The 17,109-nt window shown below is 75.6% G+C and carries 9 protein-coding genes; 1 reads left to right on the top strand and 8 read right to left on the bottom strand.

Going from position 1 to position 17,109, the window contains the following annotated elements:
- Positions 1 to 391 precede the first annotated feature (391 nt).
- Entirely contained in the window at positions 392 to 2,131 is a 1,740-nt protein-coding gene (locus ACFYWQ_RS33350) for an FAD-dependent oxidoreductase (RefSeq protein ID WP_389521703.1), read from the top strand.
- 108 nt (positions 2,132 to 2,239) lie between these two features.
- Here the strand turns inward: ACFYWQ_RS33350 and ACFYWQ_RS33355 are convergent, their stop codons facing one another.
- From ACFYWQ_RS33355 to ACFYWQ_RS33390, 8 genes are all read right to left on the bottom strand, one after another.
- The gene (locus tag ACFYWQ_RS33355) at positions 2,240 to 2,803 is read right to left on the bottom strand and encodes an ABC transporter substrate-binding protein (RefSeq protein ID WP_389521704.1); all 564 of its coding nucleotides are present in this window, start codon (positions 2,801 to 2,803) and stop codon (positions 2,240 to 2,242) included.
- 231 nt (positions 2,804 to 3,034) lie between these two features.
- Positions 3,035 to 4,411, bottom strand: a complete 1,377-nt coding sequence (locus ACFYWQ_RS33360) for an MFS transporter (RefSeq protein ID WP_389521706.1) — start codon at positions 4,409 to 4,411, stop codon at positions 3,035 to 3,037.
- A 330-nt stretch (positions 4,412 to 4,741) separates the two neighbouring features.
- Entirely contained in the window at positions 4,742 to 6,415 is a 1,674-nt protein-coding gene (locus ACFYWQ_RS33365) for a PucR family transcriptional regulator (protein WP_389522025.1), read from the bottom strand.
- A 544-nt stretch (positions 6,416 to 6,959) separates the two neighbouring features.
- Complete coding sequence (locus ACFYWQ_RS33370; protein ID WP_389521708.1) at positions 6,960 to 10,481, bottom strand: CHAT domain-containing protein; 3,522 nt, start codon at positions 10,479 to 10,481, stop codon at positions 6,960 to 6,962.
- A 561-nt stretch (positions 10,482 to 11,042) separates the two neighbouring features.
- Positions 11,043 to 12,656, bottom strand: coding sequence for a hypothetical protein (locus tag ACFYWQ_RS33375; protein WP_389521710.1), 1,614 nt, complete (start codon positions 12,654 to 12,656; stop codon positions 11,043 to 11,045).
- Positions 12,653 to 14,404 (bottom strand): hypothetical protein, encoded by a 1,752-nt coding sequence (locus tag ACFYWQ_RS33380; RefSeq protein WP_389521712.1) that lies wholly within the window; start codon positions 14,402 to 14,404, stop codon positions 12,653 to 12,655. The genes ACFYWQ_RS33375 and ACFYWQ_RS33380 overlap by 4 nt, the downstream gene beginning before the upstream one ends.
- 155 nt (positions 14,405 to 14,559) lie before the next feature.
- Positions 14,560 to 16,689: a CATRA conflict system CASPASE/TPR repeat-associated protein gene (locus tag ACFYWQ_RS33385; protein WP_389521713.1), complete on the bottom strand. Its 2,130-nt coding sequence runs from the start codon at positions 16,687 to 16,689 to the stop codon at positions 14,560 to 14,562.
- Positions 16,686 to 17,099, bottom strand: a complete 414-nt coding sequence (locus tag ACFYWQ_RS33390) for a CATRA system-associated protein (protein ID WP_389521714.1) — start codon at positions 17,097 to 17,099, stop codon at positions 16,686 to 16,688. Before ACFYWQ_RS33390 ends, ACFYWQ_RS33385 begins: the two co-directional genes overlap by 4 nt.
- Between the last annotated feature and the right edge of the window lie 10 nt (positions 17,100 to 17,109).

Below are 17,109 nucleotides of genomic sequence, written 5' to 3' on the forward strand. Positions count from 1 at the left end.
ACCGCTGGTCGCACCGCTCGAAGGACCTGGCAGGGTCCCATGGCCGGGACCGACGGCCGGGCCCCGGACCGGAAGCCGGCGATCCGCTCCGTGCCTGCCTCCGTGCCTGCCTCCGCGTCCGCCGCCGAGCCACCTGACCCTCCTGCCCGCCACGAGTGTCGGCGGGCGTGTCCGCCAGGAGCGCAGCCGCCACGAGGGCATCGAACGCCGTCACGGTGGGGACAGCCGGCGCGCGTCGACCGCCCGTCGCCGACCGCCCGTCGCGCCCGCCTCTGCCCCCGCACGTGGTGCTCAAGGACCTGATCGCCCTTCAGCTCACCGCGGGCCGTACCTCCGTGACACCACCGACCATCTGACCGAACCGCATTCAGAGCCGCGAAAGTTGGACAGCATGAGCGACACGACCTACCAGTGCGACGTCCTCGTCATCGGTTCCGGCGCCGCCGGGATCTCCGCCGCCCTCAAGGCGAAACAGCAAGGCCTCGACGTCCTGGTCGTCGACAAGGAGCCGTACCTGGGCGGCACCACCGCCATCTCCGGCGGCTGGCTGTGGGTGCCCGGCAACAAGCAGGGCGTCGCCGAGGGCGACACCCGCGAGGAGGCCGAGACCTACATCAAGGCACTCGCCGGCGACTCCTACGACCCGGCCGCCGTGAAGACGTTCCTCGACCTGGTGCCGGAGGCACTGGACTTCTTCGAGAACGACGCCGATGTCGCGTTCCACTACCCGGAGATGGCGCCCGACTACCAGATGGACACCCCCGGTGCCCGCAAGTCCGGCCGGGCCCTGACGGTGAAGAAGGCCAGCGGCCGGATGCTCAAACGGGACCGGCTGCGCGTCCAGCCCTACCTGTACACGTACACGGTGTTCGGCTACATGCCGGAGATCGGCCCGGACATCGCCACGTTCATCAAGGCCAACCGCTCCCTCAAGGCGTTCCTCTACGTCGGGAACCGGTTGGTCAAGACATGGGCGGAGCGCGTCCTCTTCCGTCGCGCCTTCACCCGCACCAACGGCAACGCGCTGATGACCCGCATGCTGGCGAGCGCCGGTGCCATGGGCATCCCGATGTGGACCGGTACCAAGGTCACCGAGGTCCTCAAGGGTGCCGACGGCGTGGTGAACGGCGCGCTGATCACCGGCACGCGCTCCGGCACGGTCCGGGCCCGGCACGGCGTGGTCATCGCGGCCGGCGGCTTCTCCGGCAACACCGCGCTGCGTACCAGGGCGTTCGGGCACGACCCGCGCGGGGACAACCACTTCACGCCCACCATCGGCCACCAGGGCGACAGTTACTTCCTGGCCGAACGGCACGGCGGGGTTCTCGACACCCGACCGCACCAGCCCGCGTCCTGGGGCCCGGTCACCGTCTGGAAGAACCTGCGCGGACAGGACCGGATCTTCCCCCACCTGCGCGCGTTCGGCCTGCCCGGACTGATCGCGGTCAACCGCAGGGGCGAGCGGTTCGCGAACGAGTCGTACTCCTACCACGATTTCGGCGTCGAGATGATCAAGGAGAACGCGGACGAGCGGGACACCTACGGCTGGATCATCGCGGACAAGAAGGCCATGCACACCTACGGCATCGGCTACGCCAAGCCCTGGCCGCTGCCCACCTGGTACTACAAGAAGGTCGGTTACCTCGTCGAAGGCTCGTCCGTGGAGGACCTGGCCGCGAGGATCGGTGTGCCGGCGGCCGGCCTCAGGCGCACCCTGGACGAGTTCAACGCCGACGCCGCCCTGGGCCGCGACCTGAGGTTCCACCGCGGCTCGAACTGGTTCCACCACTTCAAGGGCGACATGGAGCACCAGCCCAACCCCAACCTCGCCCCCATCGACAGGGCGCCGTACTACGCCGTGCAGATCCAGATGGGTGACCTGGGCACCTACGCGGGCCTCGCGGTGAACGACCGCAGCGAAGTCGTCGACTCCGCCGGTGCGGCGGTGCCGGGCCTGTACGCCGTCGGTACGGCCGCCGTCAGTGTCTTCGGCGGCGGATACCCGGGCTACGGATCCAACATCGGCCCCGCGATGGTCTTCGGCTACCAGGTCGGCCGGGACATCGCCGCCCACGCCGCGGAGCGCGCGAGCGGACCGCGGAGGACCGAAAGCCGGAGCGGAGGGCGTTGAGACACCATGGGCCGGTTTGCGGCCCTGTAGCGCGATGTGCCGGGTCAGGGGGCGACGTTCCGCCCGCCTCGACCAGCAGACGCCGGGGGGCGTGGGACGCGCGTTCCCTCATCCCCTGCCGATGCCGGCGTCGCGGGCCACGAAGCGCACGGTGCCGTCCGTCACGCGGTGCAGGAACGCGCCGCCGCCCGCCTTCGCGTCGAAGAACTGGTCGCCGGTGTCGAAGACCGTACGGCGGGTGATGCCCTGCCAGGGGCGCCGCAGGAGTTCCGCGCGCAGGGCGGCGCGGCCGTCGGCGCCCGCGGCGGTGAGGCCGTGGGCGGCGAACCGGACGGCGTCGTAGGCCTCGGCCGCCCAGGGGGCCGGGGCGTGCCCGTGGCGGTCGCGGTACGCGGCGGCGAACGCCTCGGTGCGGGGGTCGGCGTCCGCGTCGGTGTAGCGGCGAGGGAACGGACGAACGCCACCGCCTCCGTCCGCGGCGCCCGGTCCTCGGCGAGCGTGTAGGCACCGCTCGACGACGACGGCGACGCCGTGGGGGAGGAGGGGCTCGGACCCCGCGTCCCGCCCGCACTCGCCGACGGCGTCCCCCGCGCCGTACGCCCGTCGTCGGTGCCGTCGGTGCACCCCGGCAGCAGCAGTGTCCCCGCCACCACCGCCAGTGCTGGTCTCCACCCGGCCATCGTCACTCCCCACCCGTGCGGCCGCGCTCCTGGGTGCCGTGCGCCGCATGGTAGTCCCGGAGGGCGCCAACTCGCCGTGGGAAAACGTCACTTGATGGGGCGGGGTGGACCGTCGGGGGCCGGTGAGGGGTGCGCCGGGCCGCTCCCGTCCTCGCGGGGAGGATCGGACGGGGAGCGGCCCGGGCGGTCAGATCGCGTCGGGCGGTCAGATCGCGTCGGGCGGTCAGATCGCGTCGAGGTCGCGCCGGCCGGTCTCCGGCAGGGCGAGGACGCAGAGCAGCGACAGCAGGGCCATGCCGCTCATGAACCAGCCGCCCACCACGGGGCTGTAGTTCTCGGCGAGCGCCGTCACGATCAGCGGGGCCGCGGCGCCGCCGAGCACGCCGCCGAGGTTGTACGAGAACCCGGCGCCGGAGTAGCGCATGCGCGTGCCGAACAGCTCGGGCATGTAGGCGCCCGCGGGGCCGTAGATGATGCCCATGCAGAGCAGGGCGCCGCTCAGCGCGATCGCGATGAGGACGTAGTTCTCCGTGTCCAGCAGGGGGAAGAGGACCGCGCCCCACACCACGCCGAAGGCGGCACCGGCGATGATCAGGCGACGGCGGCCGACGCGGTCCGACCAGCGGGCGACCAGGAAGGTGGACAGGCCGAGGACCACCACGGCGACCAGGGTCAGCATCAGCATGTCGTTCTTGGGGATGCCGAGTTCACCGGTGGTGTACGTCATGCAGTAGGTGGCCGCCGTGTAGAACATCACGTACACGACCGTGATCATGCCGGCGCCGAGCAGCATCTCCTTGGGGTGCACCCGGAACGCCTCCAGCAGCGGTGCCTTGGCGGTCTCCCGCTCGGCGGTGACCTTCGCGAAGGCCGGCGTCTCCGAGATCCGCAGGCGGATGACCAGACCGACGGCGACCAGCACGAAGGACACCAGGAACGGGATGCGCCAGCCCCAGCTGCCGAAGGCCTCGTCGCTGAGCACCGACGACATCAGCAGGAACGTACAGGTGGCGGCGAAGTAGCCGACGGGGGAGCCCATCTGGGGGGCCGCGGCGTACAGTCCCCGCTTGCCCTTCGGGGCGTGTTCGACGGCGAGCAGCGCGGCGCCGCCCCACTCGCCGCCCAGGCCCAGCCCCTGGATCAGCCGGAGCACGACCAGCAGGATCGGGGCCGCGACGCCGAGCGTGTCGTAGCCGGGCAGCAGGCCGATCAGACCGGTGGACAGGCCCATCATCAGCAGCGAGACGACCAGGACGGCCTTGCGGCCGACGCGGTCGCCGAAGTGTCCGAAGATCGCGGCGCCGAGCGGGCGCGCGGCGAAGCCGACCGCGAAGGTCGACAGGGTGGCCAGGGTGCCCGCGGTCTCCGACAGGTCGGGGAAGAACGCCTCGTTCAGGACGAGGGCGGCCGCGGTTCCGTAGATGTAGTAGTCGTAGAACTCGATGGCCGTGCCGATGAAACTCGCCGTGGCGACGCGGCGCAGACCGGCCGGCGATCCCGACGCGGACTCGGACTCGGACTCGGACTCGGACGCGGCCGCGTCGGGGGCGGGGGCAGGGGTGCCCGGCTCGGGGGCGCGGCTGGGCGCGGAAGAAGGCATGGCTGGACTCCGGAGCGGAGGAGGACAAGGACGCCGTCGCAGAACGCGAACAGGATGTGAACGTAAGCCGACAGCCGTGCCCCGGCCGTTGTCCGCTCGGACAGCGATGCGCGGGCCACGCTGTCCGGGAGGACAGCCCGCGTCACCTGCCCGTGCTGTTCGGACGGACAGTGGTGACACCTCTCCGCGCTGTTCCGGCGGACAACGCCCGTCGTCCGCCCGGTGCCCGGGCCGGGCCGGGGGAGTGGGAGGTGTCCTTCCGGCCGTCCCCGCCGGTGGGCGGGCCTGCCGCCGTGCGGCGGCCGCCGCCGCCGCGTCCGGGGCGCGTCCTCAGCCGGCCGGGAACGCCGTGTCCGTCCGGTCCGGTACGCCGAGGTCGAGACGGAGCTGGAGCGTCGCCGCCAGCCGGTGCTCGGGGTCCTCCAGGTCCAGACCGGTCAGCGCCACCGCCCTGCGCACGCGGTGGCGCAGCGTGTTGGGGTGCACGTTGAGGCGCTTGGCCACCACGGCGACGTCGCCGAACGCGTCCAGGTACAGCAGCAGCGACCGCGCGAGGTCGGTGCCGTGCGCGCCGTCGTGCCCGACGAGGGCGGCCACCGCCGGGAACCGTACGCCGGGCGCCCCGTCCAGGAGGTCCAGGGTGTCGCGGACGACCAGCGCGGGCGTGAGCCGGGCATGGGTCTCGACGGTCACCTCGGGGCTGCGGGTGAGCAGGTGCAGGGCGCGGTGTCCGCGCAGCTTCACGGACGGGATGTCCGCGAGGCGCTCGGCCCGTCCGGCGACGACCGCCTGCACCCCGGTGCCGGTGAGGCGCCGCAGGGTCGCCACGAGCTGCTCGGCCCAGCGGACGAGGGGCGCGTCACCGACCGGCGGGTCGGCCACGGGCTCGGGCAGGACGGCGTAGAGCTGGCCGCACGCCTGCACGACGAGCGCGTTGTCCCGGTGGGCGGCGGCGTGCACCGACATGATCCCGGTGGCCTCCGCACGCCGGGCGTCCGCCCGCACCGCGTCGCCGCTCCCGGCCGGGTCGCGCAGGTCCACGGCGACCACATGGGCGGCGGCCGCCGGATCCAGACCCAGGTGCGCGGCGAGCGCGGGCGCGTCGAAGCGGCCGGTGAGCAGCCCGTGACTCAGTTCCTCGCGGGAGGCGAGCCGGGCCGTGGCGTCGCCCTGGAAGTAGTGGTCCACCAGTTGGGCGGCGGCCAGCCGCGCCGCCCCGCGCAGCATCTCGGGCGTCCGCTCGGCCAGCGGGCGTGAGCCTTCCTGCACCCAGATCGTCCCCAGCGGCCGGCGCCCGGCGTTGATCCCGATCACCAGCCGCCGCCGCGCGCCCATCTCCGGCTGCTCGTCGACCGGGACCACCTCGTCGCCCGCCCGCACCCGCTGGTACACGCCGAGCCGGCGCAGCAGCGCGAGGTACGACTCCGGGCAGCTGCGGCCCAGGATGGAGCGGCGGCGCAGCTCGTCCGCCTCGTCGCCGGAGCCCGCGTAGGCCACCACCCGGTGCGCCGCGTCCTCGACGCTGACCACGCCGTGGGTCAGGGTGGCCACGGTCTGGGCGAGGGAGAACAGGTCACCGCCCCGGTCCGCCGGCCGCTCCGCGCGTCCCCGGGCGAGCGCGGCGCGTATCCCGGCCTCCGCCCGGTCCCACCGCAGCCCGGCCGGCACCCCGAGCACGGCGATGCCCGCGTCCTCGGCCGCCGACCGCACCGCCGCCGGCAGCCCGTCGTCCGCGATCCGTACGGCGACGGCGGCGGCCCCCGCCGCGGCCGCCCGGGTCACCATCGCCACGGCCTCGTCACCGCGCGCCCCGACCGCGAGGACCAGGGCGTCGGACAGGGAGTCGAGGGGTTCGCCGGGACCGGCGATGACCACGTCCTCGATGCCGGTGTCCGCCCGGCCGCACCAGTCGGGACCGGGTTCCAGGAGGTCGGCGAGACGGCGCACCACGTCGCCCAGGGAGGCGCCGCCCGGCAGGGGCGGGAGGGAGACGCCGAGAGGCATGTCGTTCACCCGAGCAGGGTACGTGCGACGCCCCCCGACGGAGGGACCGCCGGGACGTGCCGGTGCGGTGCCCTGAGCGGGGCAGGTCCGGTGCCCGGCGGGAACGCTGCGTCGGCGGCCCGGACTGCGCGTCGGCGGCCCGGACTCCGCGTCGGCGGGCAGGACTCCGCGTCGGCGGGCAGGACGACGGCACCGGGAGGCGGTCCGTGCCGGCCGTGCCGGCCGTGCCGGCTGCGTCGTGCCATGCCGCGTCGTGTCGTGTCGTGCTGCGCGTGTCGTGTCGTGCTGCGCGTGCAGTGCCGTGCCGTGCCGCGCTGCGACGCGTCGTGCCGCGCCGCGCCGCGCGTTGTGCTGCGGGCGTGCCGCTCCGTGCGGCACCGCGACCGCCGACCGGCGCGCGGGCTACGTCACGACGTCCCGCCGCCCTGTCGGAGGCGGCGGGGCGTGGGCGGAGGCGGCGCGGCAGCCCCGGCGACGACCCGTGACGGCCGTGAGACCGGGCGGGCGGCCGGTCGCCCGCCCGCCCGGTCTCACGCGCCCGGTCTCACGCGCCGTGGTGGACGTACGGCGCCCACAGTTCGGGACTGCCCGGGTAGCGGTGGCGCAGGGCGAGCACCGCGTGGTGCAGGGCGTGCGGGACGCGGGACGGGACCAGCCGCCCGTCCTCGGCCGCGTGGGCGTAGAAGGCGTCCGCCACCCGGGCCGAGGCCAGGTCCGGGACGCTCCACAGGCTGCCGACGACCTGCGGGTACCCGGCGACCTGGAAGCCGGAGGCCAGGTGCACCGACTCGTCGGCCAAGGAGATCCGCGTCTCGCTGGTGCCGCACGCCGACAGATAGGCGAGTGCCGCGCCCCGCAGATCCAGCCCGGCCACCGCCGCGACCGTCAGGGGAACGCCGTCGGCGTCGGCCAGCAGGACGCCGTTGCCCGCCGGGGACACCGTGTCGCCCGCCCCGTGGCAGGCGAAGTGCGCCACCGCGTGCCGGGGCAGCGCGGCCAGCACCGACGCCCGGTCCGCCTCCGCCGCGCACAGCAGCCGCGCCCCGTGCAGCCGGCGGGCCACCCCCTCCGCCTCCCGGACCGCACCGGGCAGCGGGCCGAGGTACGCCGACTCCGGCTCCGGCACGGCGACGACCAGCGCGCCGCCGTCCGCCGCGGACACCCGGGAGCGGGCGTACGCCAGGGCCCGCAGGGTCGGCGTGTACGACGACACCACCCGGTCCAGGACGCCGACGGCGGGATCCGCGTCGTACCGGCCGGCCGCGTGCAGCGGCAGCAGCGCCAGCGCGCCCGTCGGGCACCACCACAGGCGGGAGCCCGGGGCCGGGTCGAGGGCGGTGAGCACCGGCCCGGCGACCGCCTCCCACAGCCACGCCAGGAGCGCGAGCAGCTGCCCGCGGTCCAGCGGCTCGCCCCTGCCGAGCGGCTCCCGCAGACGGGCCGCCCAGCCGTGCGCGGCGCCCGGCGTCAGCGCGGGCAGCGGGACCACCGTCACCCCGTCGGCGTCGGCGTCGGCGCCGGTGCCGGTGCCGGTGCTGGTGCCCCGGCCGGCGGGTGGGGCGCCGACGACCAGGGCGTGTCCGCCCGCCGGGCCCTCGACGACCATGACGACCGGTCCGTCCGCCGCCGACGCCACCAGCTCCGGCAGCGCGGGCGGGCGCAGGAAGTCCGCGAGACCGGGGACGCGCCGGATCCGCTCCAGCAGGTGCCCCCAGCGGGCGGCCAGCACACGGCGCCGCTCGCCCTCCGCCAGGACGCCCAGCCGGTCGTCCGGCGGACCGTGCGCCCACCGCGGCGGTACGGCGAGCAGTTCCCGCAGCCGCACGAACTCCGCCGCCAGGGGCGCGGGCAGCGCCGTCGGGCCGTCATGGGCCTCGATGGCCTCGCCCAGCAGGACGCCCCGGGTGCGTTCCAGCAGTTCCACCGCGCGGCCGGGCCGTCCCGCCGCGAGGGCCGCCGCCACCGCCTGCTGCGGAAGACCGGCGTGCCGCTCCAGACCGCGCTCCCTGCCACTGCGGGCCAGGTGCCGGGGCGCCACGTACGGCAGGAGGCCGACCGCCTGTTCCACGGCGTCCAGCGCCTCGGCGGGACGGCCGGCGGCCAGCCACAGGGCGCACAGGGCACGGGCGCACTCCAGACGGTCCTGGGGGAGGGAGGCGGTGGCGGCGGCGCCCGCCGCGAGGACCTCGGCCGCCTCGGCCCAGGGAGGGGGCGACGGGGGCGGCGGCGCGGGCGGGGAGGGCGGGGAAGACGGGGAGGGCTCCGGTGCCGGGGCGCCGGCCGTCGCACCGGAGGCCGCGGCACCGCCGGAATCGTCCGCACCCGGCCCGTACCGCGCGACCAGCGCCGTTCCCAGCGTCAGCGCGACCCCCGCGTGCTCCACCCGGTCCCCGGGAAGGGCCCGCAGCGCGTGCCGGGCCAAGGCCACCGCCTCGGTCGCCGCCTCCTCGGCGGAGGCTTCCGCGACGCCCGGCGCGCGGGCCAGCAGGACCAGCGTCCAGGCGAGTTCGCCGGTGCGCCGGCCCCGGTCGGGGGAGTCCTCGGGCGTGTGGGCCAGGGCGCGGCGGGCCGCCGCCACCAGTTCCGTACGCAGGCCGAGGTCGCCGCCCGTCACCCCGTCCAGGTCGTGCAGCGCCGAGCAGAGCGTGCCCAGGTACAGCGGGAGGCGGGGGTCGTCGCCGGCCAGACGCACCGCCTCCCGGGCGGTCGCCACGGCCTCCTCCAGGTAGGCGCGGTCGCGGTCGAGCCAGTGACGGGCGCGCAGTGTGCCGCTCAGGTTGTTCAGCCAGGGCACGCGCTGCGCACCGGACTCCGGGCCCTCCTCCAGCGCCGCCCGGGCGGCCCGTACCGCGTCGTCCAGCAGACCGGGCTCCTGGGTGTGGTCGTACAGCGTGACCAGCGCCTCCACGAGCACCGAGCGGCAGGCCCCGCGTTCCGGACGGGCCGCCGGCAGTGCCGCCAGGGCCTCCTCCACGGCCCGCACCGCCGCTCTGAGCGTCTCGGTGTCGCCGGTCAGCCGGAAGAGGGCCAGGCGGTGGGACGACAGGGTGCGCAGATGGCCGGGCCGGTCCAGGTGGCCGGGCGGGGTGGCGGCGACGGCCTCCGCGGAGACGGCCACCGCCCGGCGGGCCCACCCGGCGTCCCCGGTGCGTGCGGCCAGGTGGCCGAGGGTGGCGGAGGTGATGTTGAGGTAGGCGGGACGGCGCGGATCGTCGGGCGCGACACGCTCCAGTGCCCGTTCCTCCAGGGCCAGCGCCTCGTGCGCGTCCGCGAGGTCGCCGCGCGCCAGGTACCGGGTGAGGAGGGCGCCGGCCGCGGACACCTGGTGCAGCGGGTCCCCGAGGGCCCCGGCCGCCGCCCGGCCCAGCGCGCAGGCCTCCTCCAGCGCGTCGAGGTCGCGGGTGGCGTCGTAGCGGGCCCGCAGGTGACCGGCGAGGTTGTGCTGGTGGCGGGCACGCAGTGGATCGTCCGGCGCGAGGCAGGCCAGTGCCTCCCGCTCGGCCGTGACGGCCGTGTCGAGGGCGGCCGGGTCACGGCGGAACTGGTGGACGCGGTGCAGCACCAGGGCGAGGTTGGACAGACAGCCCGCCCGCGCGGGGTGGCCCGGAGGACTCAGCCGCACCGCCCGCCTACCGTGTCGCTCCGCCTCGTCGAGCAGGGCGAGGTCCGTCGTCGTCTCGAACAGGGCGACGAGCGCGGCGCACTGGTTGCGGTGGACCTCGACGGGATCGGGATGCCGGCCGTCCAGCAGCGCGGCGCGCCCCAGCGCCACCGCCTCCTCCAAGGCCTCCGCCCGGCCGGACAGCCGCCACCGGTGGTACAGGTGCGAGGACAGCCGGCCGGCCAGCACCGCCCGCAGCCCCGGCTCCGCCAAGGGCAGCGCCAACGCCTCCCGCACGCCGGCGATCGCCTCCTCCAGCGCCGCCGCACCCCCGACGCCACGGTCGAAACGCTCCCGCGCGGCGAAGGCGCGCCGGGCGAGGGACAGGGCCCGGCGCAGGCAGACACCCGAACCACCGGACGCCTCCCCCGCTCCGGGGCCGCCCGAAGCGGGAGGACCCGGCACGGGATTCCCGCCCGCGAGCCCACCTTCGTCCGGGCGGGGCCGCTGGTCTTCGTCCGGGCCGGGCGCCTGGCCTTCGTCCGGGCGGGGCCGCTGGTCTTCGTCCGGGCCGGGCGCCTGGCCTTCGTCCGGGCGGGGCCGCTGGTCTTCGTCCGGGCGGGGCCGCTGGTCTTCGTCCGGGCCGGGCGCCTGGTCTTCGTCCGGGCGGGGCCGCTGGTCTTCGTCCGGGCCGGGCGCCTGGTCTTCGTCCGGGCGGGGCCGCTGGCCTTCGTCCGGGCCGGGCGCCTGGTCTTCGTCCGGGCGGGGCCGCTGGCCTTCGTCCGGGCCGGGCGCCTGGCCTTCGTCCGGGCCGGGCGCCTGGCCCTCGTCCGAGCGGGGCCCCCGGCCCTCGCACGAGCCGGGCCCCCGGCCCTCGTCCGAGCCGGACGCCCCCTGAGGGGACGCCGGCGCGATGGCGGGCTTCGGTGGCGGTGGCCTCTCGGCCGGGGGTGGCTCCCCGTGACTCATCCGTGCCCCCGGTCCGGCACCCGTTCCCGCTCCCGCCTCGCCGGCGCCCCCCCCGTCTCACTCGGAACCCCCCGTCTCCCCGGCGCGCAGGACCGCCTCCAGCAGCCGGCCGGTGTCCTCGGGCAGGGTCTGCTCCGCCTTGGCGGCGAGGGCCGCCGGGGTGGCGCCGAGGCGTTCGATGCGGCGGTGGATGTCGCGGCGGACGGCGTCCAGGGGGCCCGGGGCCTTGCCGGCGGCGGTGGAGAGGGCCGCGTGCCAGGCCGTGAGGGCGAGGGCGACGCCCCGGACGCCGAGGGGGTCGTACGTGACGGCCACCTCGCGCACGCCGACCGTCTCGTCCCAGTGGTCGGTGCGTACGTACCGCTGGTCGTAGCCGGTCACCACCTGCCGTTTCTTCTTCTTGTAGCCGACGAGGACCTCCTCGCTGACCCAGCGCTCGGCGACGAACCCGTCGCCGCCCAGCCAGTTGCCGATGCCGTCCAGGAACTCGTCGAAGTCGCCGGGCGAGACCTTCACCTTGCGGCGGCGCGTCTCGTAGACCGGCCGGCTGTAGTCGGTCTCCTTGACCCAGTCGTAGCGCGGCACGTCCTCGTAGACGTCCTTCGAGCGCCGTTCGATGATCGGCTCGGTGGCCACCTTCCGCAGGCCGGCGAGTTCCTTGGCGGTGAGGGCCTCGAAGCGCTTCAGCCAGGGCCCGTGGTCGCGGCCGCCGCCGCCCGCGAGGCGGTCCGCGTACTCCACGAGCCGCCGGGCGGCCGCCATGGGCACCTCGCCGGCCGTGGCGTCCGACGCGGGCGTGACCGCCGCGACCTGCGCGGCGAACCGGACCACGGCCTGCTGCACCTCCCGGCGGTACAGGCGCGGCGCCCGTTCGTGCTGGTAGGTGACGATCTCGGTCAGCGCGGCGTTCCCGCCGAGGCAGTCGCGGGCCGCGGACAGCAGTCCCGCCAGCCCCGCCCCGGACCGGCAGTCCATGGGCACGATCCGCGAGGTGTCCAGCCGCCGGCCCGCCTCCTGGTGCCAGCGCGCCAGGGCGGCGTGCGCGTCCTCCAGGTTCTGCGGGGTGGCGAGCCGCCGGCCGGCCTCGTCGTGGAAGAGGTTCAGCACGAACAGGACGCGCTCACTGCCGATCGCGCCCAGCAGGTCCACGATGTACGGCTCCTCGGCCCGGCCGACGCCCCGGTGCGGGGCGCAGAGGTACAGCACGAGGTCGGGGCGGAGCAGGTCGGGCGGGAGACCGGCGGCCGGGTGGGTGTCGTCGGCGATCTGCCGGCGCTCCTCGTACCGCAGGACCCGCAGCGCGTCCACGGTCGGCCACTGCGGTGCCTGCGGCAGGCCCAGCGCCAGCCGGTTGAAGTTCTCCAGCCGGTCGTCGCCGGCCACGCCGGGCAGGTCGACGTAGGTGAGTCCGCGGGGGAAGCGGAGGACGTGGGCGGCGTCGGTGCAGTCCTGGAAGCCGGTCGAGCGCAGCAGGTCGTCGGAGCCGACCAGGAGGTTGCCGAGTGTGGACTTGCCGCTGCCGGTCCGGCCGGTGGACACCAGCCGGGGCAGCCGGCCCGCGGTGGTGGGGCGGGCCGTGCCCAGCCGCCTCTGGATGAGGGCGGCGCGCACGTCGCCGAGGGACGGCTCGTCGAGGGTGAGCAGCGTCTGCCCCCTCGTGCGGGCGCTCATGACGTGGCGAGGAGACGGTCGAGCAGCACGGCGATCTCCTCCTCCGCTTCGTGGCCCTTGCGCAGCAGCTTCGACAGCTGCGGCTCGGCCCGGTCCAGCACGATCGCGATCCGCTGCCGCTCCCGTTCCACGTAGGTGTCGATGCCGTCCCGTCCGTCCTCGGCGACGCAGTACGCCTCCACGCCCGTCCCCACCGACAGCAGCAGCTCGATCACGGGGAGGCCGCCCTTGAGTGCCTTGGTGCCGATGACGCGCTCGGTGACGTCCACGACCTCCTCGACGGTGGCGAGCACCTTCTCCTGGTAGCCGACGACCTTCTGGCGGATCTCGGTGACCGGGACCTCGACCTCCTCCTGGACGGTGCTGGTGGTCCGGTGCACGGAGTTGCGCCGGGCCCGTTCGCGCAGCGCGTCGTGCTTGTCCCAGCCGCCGCCGCCGAGGGCGTTGTCGATCTGGTCGACGGTGGCCTTCGCGTGCTCCTTCAGCGTGTTCAGGAAGCCCTTGCCGGTGACCTGCTCGACCTCGCGGGTGATCTTCTTCTTCTCCTTGCGGGTCGTCTCGACGAGGTCGAACTTCGGTTCCTTGGTGACGATGTCCCGCTTGCGGGTCGTGAGGTCCTTGGTGATGACCTTCTCGGACTGCTTCTCCCGGACCGACCGCGCCTCACGGTCGACCAGTTCCGCGAGCGCGTCCCGGAGGGCGGCCGCCGCGGCCCCGGCCTCGAAGGTGAGCACCCCGAACTGGCTGACGCCCTTGGCGGCGACCGCCACCAGGTCCTGGTTCCCGGCCTGCTGGTCCACGGTGTTGAGCGCCAGCCGGGCCGCGATCCGGTTGACCGTACGGCGGTAGTGCAGGCTGCGTTCCCGGCGGGCGTGCTCCTTGAGGTCGCCGTCCAGGACGGCCTGCATGCCGCCGAGCTTCTCCGGGGCGATCACCTGGCACAGCGCCCGGGTGAGGTCGTGGACGCCCGTGCCGCTCAGGGCGTCGAACCGGACGAACCGGGGCTCGGCCGAGGCGCCGAAGACGTCCTGGTAGACCGACGTGATCTGCCGGCGCACGTTGAGCACGTCGACGTCCCGGGTGGCGCTCTCCCACGTGTTGAGGGCGACGACGACCTTGTCGCCGTACCGCTCCAGCATGTCCCTGAGGTAGTCCTGGTCGGGACGGAGGAACAGGCGCTGGGGCACCACGAGGTAGACGATGACGTCCGGCGGGTACTTCTCGCCGAAGTCCCGGTCGCGGTCGGCCGCCGCGACCTCCGTGCGCAGCACGCCGACCACCTTCTCGCCCTCCAGGGACGCGTCCGTGAAGTCGAGCAGTTCGAACGACTTCGCCTTCCTGCCCCGGATCTGTTCGAGGCCGAGGGCGAGACGGGCGAAGTTCTCGTACTGCTCGTCGCCGCCCGCGCCGGGGGTGTCGAAGTACCACAGGTCGCTGCGGAGCCTGAGCATGCCGATGTAGTCGGTGCAGTCCTGGTAGCCGGTCGAGCGCATCGCCCGCTCGCCGAACAGGAGGTTGCCGAGGGAGGTCTTGCCGGCGCCGGTCTGGCCCACGGCGAACTGGAAGACCGGCAGGCCGAACAGCCGGTCGTGGGACTGGATCTCCTCCACCACACCGCGGCCTTCGAGGTCGCCGAGCGTCACGGCCCGCAGCAGTCCGGGCCGGTCCTGGAAGAGGGCCCTGAGCAGTTCGAGCGTGGTGTCCGGCGAGGGCCGCCGGCTGGTGTCGTTGCTCTGTGTTTCTGCCATGCCCCGACCTCACCCCCGCCGCCGCTTCCGACGACACCACCCCGGTGATTCCCCGTGCTTCCCGCCGCTTCCCGCCGCTTCCGTGCGCTTCCCCTCCGCTTCCCGGGCGGGGCGCGGGCGGGCCCGGCCGGGCGGGGCCGGCCGGGCGGGACCGGTCACGGGGCGGCCCCGGGCGGGCGGCGGTCGTAGGCGGTGAGGGCGGTGAAGTCGCCCGCGGTGAGCCAGTCCTGGCCGTCCGTGTCGACCGGACAGCCCGCCAGCCGCAGCCGGCTCGCGACCTTGGCACGGAAGCCGGGCGCCCCGGACATCTGGACGAAGTTGCGCCCGCCGAGGTCGCTCACCGGCCGCTGGTCGCCGGCGACCACGATGACCGTCCGGTCGGGGTGGGTCACCAGGGCCATGCCCAGTTCGAGCAGCACGTTCGGACGGGCCTGCAACGACCAGCGGGCCTCGTGCGCCGCCTCCTGCGTCTCGTGCAGGTCGGGGTGGAGCCGGACGACGTCCTCGGGGGTCATCAGCACCACCACGGCCTGGGTGTACGGCATGGCCCGCGCGATCACCTCGCCCAGGAACGGTGACGCGCTGCCGGTGAGGGCGACCAGGTCCTCCCATTCGAGCGGGCACAGGCCGAGCGCGCGCAGGAAGGTGAAGAACGCGTCGCGGGCCGGGACGTCCCGGCCGTGCACGACGAAGACGTTGCGGGAACGGTCGCCGCCGGGCGGGCTGCCGGGTTCGCTGCCGGGCGTGGTGCGGGGCGTGCCGCGGGGTCCGCTGCCGGGCGGGCTGCCGGGCCGGCCGCCGGGTGCGCTTCCGGGCGGGCTGCCGGGCCGGCCGCCGGGTGCGCTTCCGGGTCCGCTGCCGGGCCCCGAGAGGCCCGCGACAGGCCCGGAGGCGGGGGTCACAGGCCCGGGGACCGGGACCGGGGCGGCTGCCGCTTCAGCCGTCGCTCCGGGCCCCGTGACGCCCTCTGCCGTGACGCCCTCTGCCGTGGCCTGGTCCGTCGTGGGGTCGCCCGTCGTGGCGCGGTCCGTCGTGAGGCCGTCTGCCGTGAGGCCGTATGGCGTGGCGCCGTCCGTCACGGCGCCGTCCGTCGTGGCGCGAGCCGTCGCCGCTCCCGGTGGGGGCGTGGGCGGGGGCGTCGCGGGCCCGGGGGCCGGGGAGGGGTGGGCCGCGGCCAGTTCTCCGGCGCCGTCGGCGGCGAGACCGAGGTACGCCAGGTCGTCGTCGAGCCGTTCCAGGAAGGACCGGGCGAGGTCGGCGTCGTCAGCGAACGGGGTGCCGGGGGCGGCCGGCCCGGGCAGGTCGACGGCCCGGCGCAGGTTGTCGGCGGCGATGTCCACGGTACGGCGCAGGGCGCGCAGGTCGTTGAGGAAGAGCAGCGAGTCGAGCCGGCGCAGCCGCAGCAGTTCGGCCGTCGCGCGGTCGCCGGCGCCGAGCCGGCGCAGTTCCGTACCCAGCGTCTCCAGGGCCGTCCGCAGCTCCCGGGCCTGGTTGTCGCGCTGCCACACCCGTAACTGGTAACGGAGTTTGGCGGCGTGCAGCAGATAGCGGGCGAACGGGGGCAGCGCGGTGTCGCCCCGGGACCACAGCCAGGCGCTCGCCGCCCGATCGGCGTCGGGGGCGACGGCCACCAGGAAGCGGCGCAGGGCGCGTTCGTCGGTGTCGTCCCCGGTCTCCCACAGAGCCAGGCCGCTGGTGTGGGGGGTGCCGCGCCGCCAGGCGGGGGAGGCGCGGACCGCCTCGGCGGGCAGCAGGCGGTGCAGCCGTGCGTACAGGGGCGGGGCGCAGGTGCGGACCTCCTCGGCGGAGGGGACGCGCGCCAGGTAGAGGCGGGCCTGGCCCAGCAGGTGCGGGGCGTGCCGGCCGGTGAGGGCGGACCACGCGCGGTTGGGGGCCCGCCAGCGCTCGCCCTCCTCGCCCCACGCGGTCCCGGTCGGCCCGGTAGGCCGGGTGAGCCCGGCGGGCCCGGCGGGCCGGTCGGACGTCAGGGACACCGACAGGTTGAGGAGGTCCTGGTGGAGGCGGAGGACGGCCTGGCAGTCGGTGCCGGGGCGTTCCTGCGCGGCCAGCGCCCGCTCCGCGCCGAGCGGCAGCGCGCCGAGGTCGGCCGGCGGCACGGGGGGCAGCCCGGTCCCCGCGATCGGCTCGGTCATGCCGAAGAGCAGGCGGCAGCCGTTCCACAGGGCGTGCAGGGCGCGGTGGGCGGCGGGTGCGCCGGGTCCCTCGGCGGGGGCGTACAGGTGGACGACCAGGTGCTGGTCGAGGAGTCCCGCCGGCCCGGTCACGGACGTCCGCCGGGCCGCTGCCCGCCGCGGGGGCCGTCGTCCGGCGGACGGCCGTCCTCGTCCGGGGTCCCGCCGGGGCCGCCCGACAGGGTGTGGATGAGATGGTTCAGGCGCTCCCGGACCGGCGGCGGTGCCGGTGCGGGGACGGATTCCCGGGGGGAGCCGCGGTGCGGGTCACCGATGCGGGTGATGCGGACGGGCCCGGCCAGCTCCAGCTCCACGGTGGCCTGGTCGAAGCGGTCCGCGTCGCCCGCGCGCAGGGCGCCCGCGGCCGTGTCGAGGAGGCCGGCCAGCCGCTCCCACCGGTCGGGCGGCAGCCGCCACAGCCGCACGTCCCGCAGGACCACGAGGGCCGCCTCACGCAGTCCGGGGGGCAGCTCACGCGTCGGCTCACGCGTCGGCTCACGCATAGGCTCCGGC

Origin of the sequence: Streptomyces sp. NPDC003247, assembly GCF_042888135.1 — a bacterium.
In the GTDB taxonomy this organism is placed as follows: Bacteria; Actinomycetota; Actinomycetes; order Streptomycetales; family Streptomycetaceae; genus Streptomyces.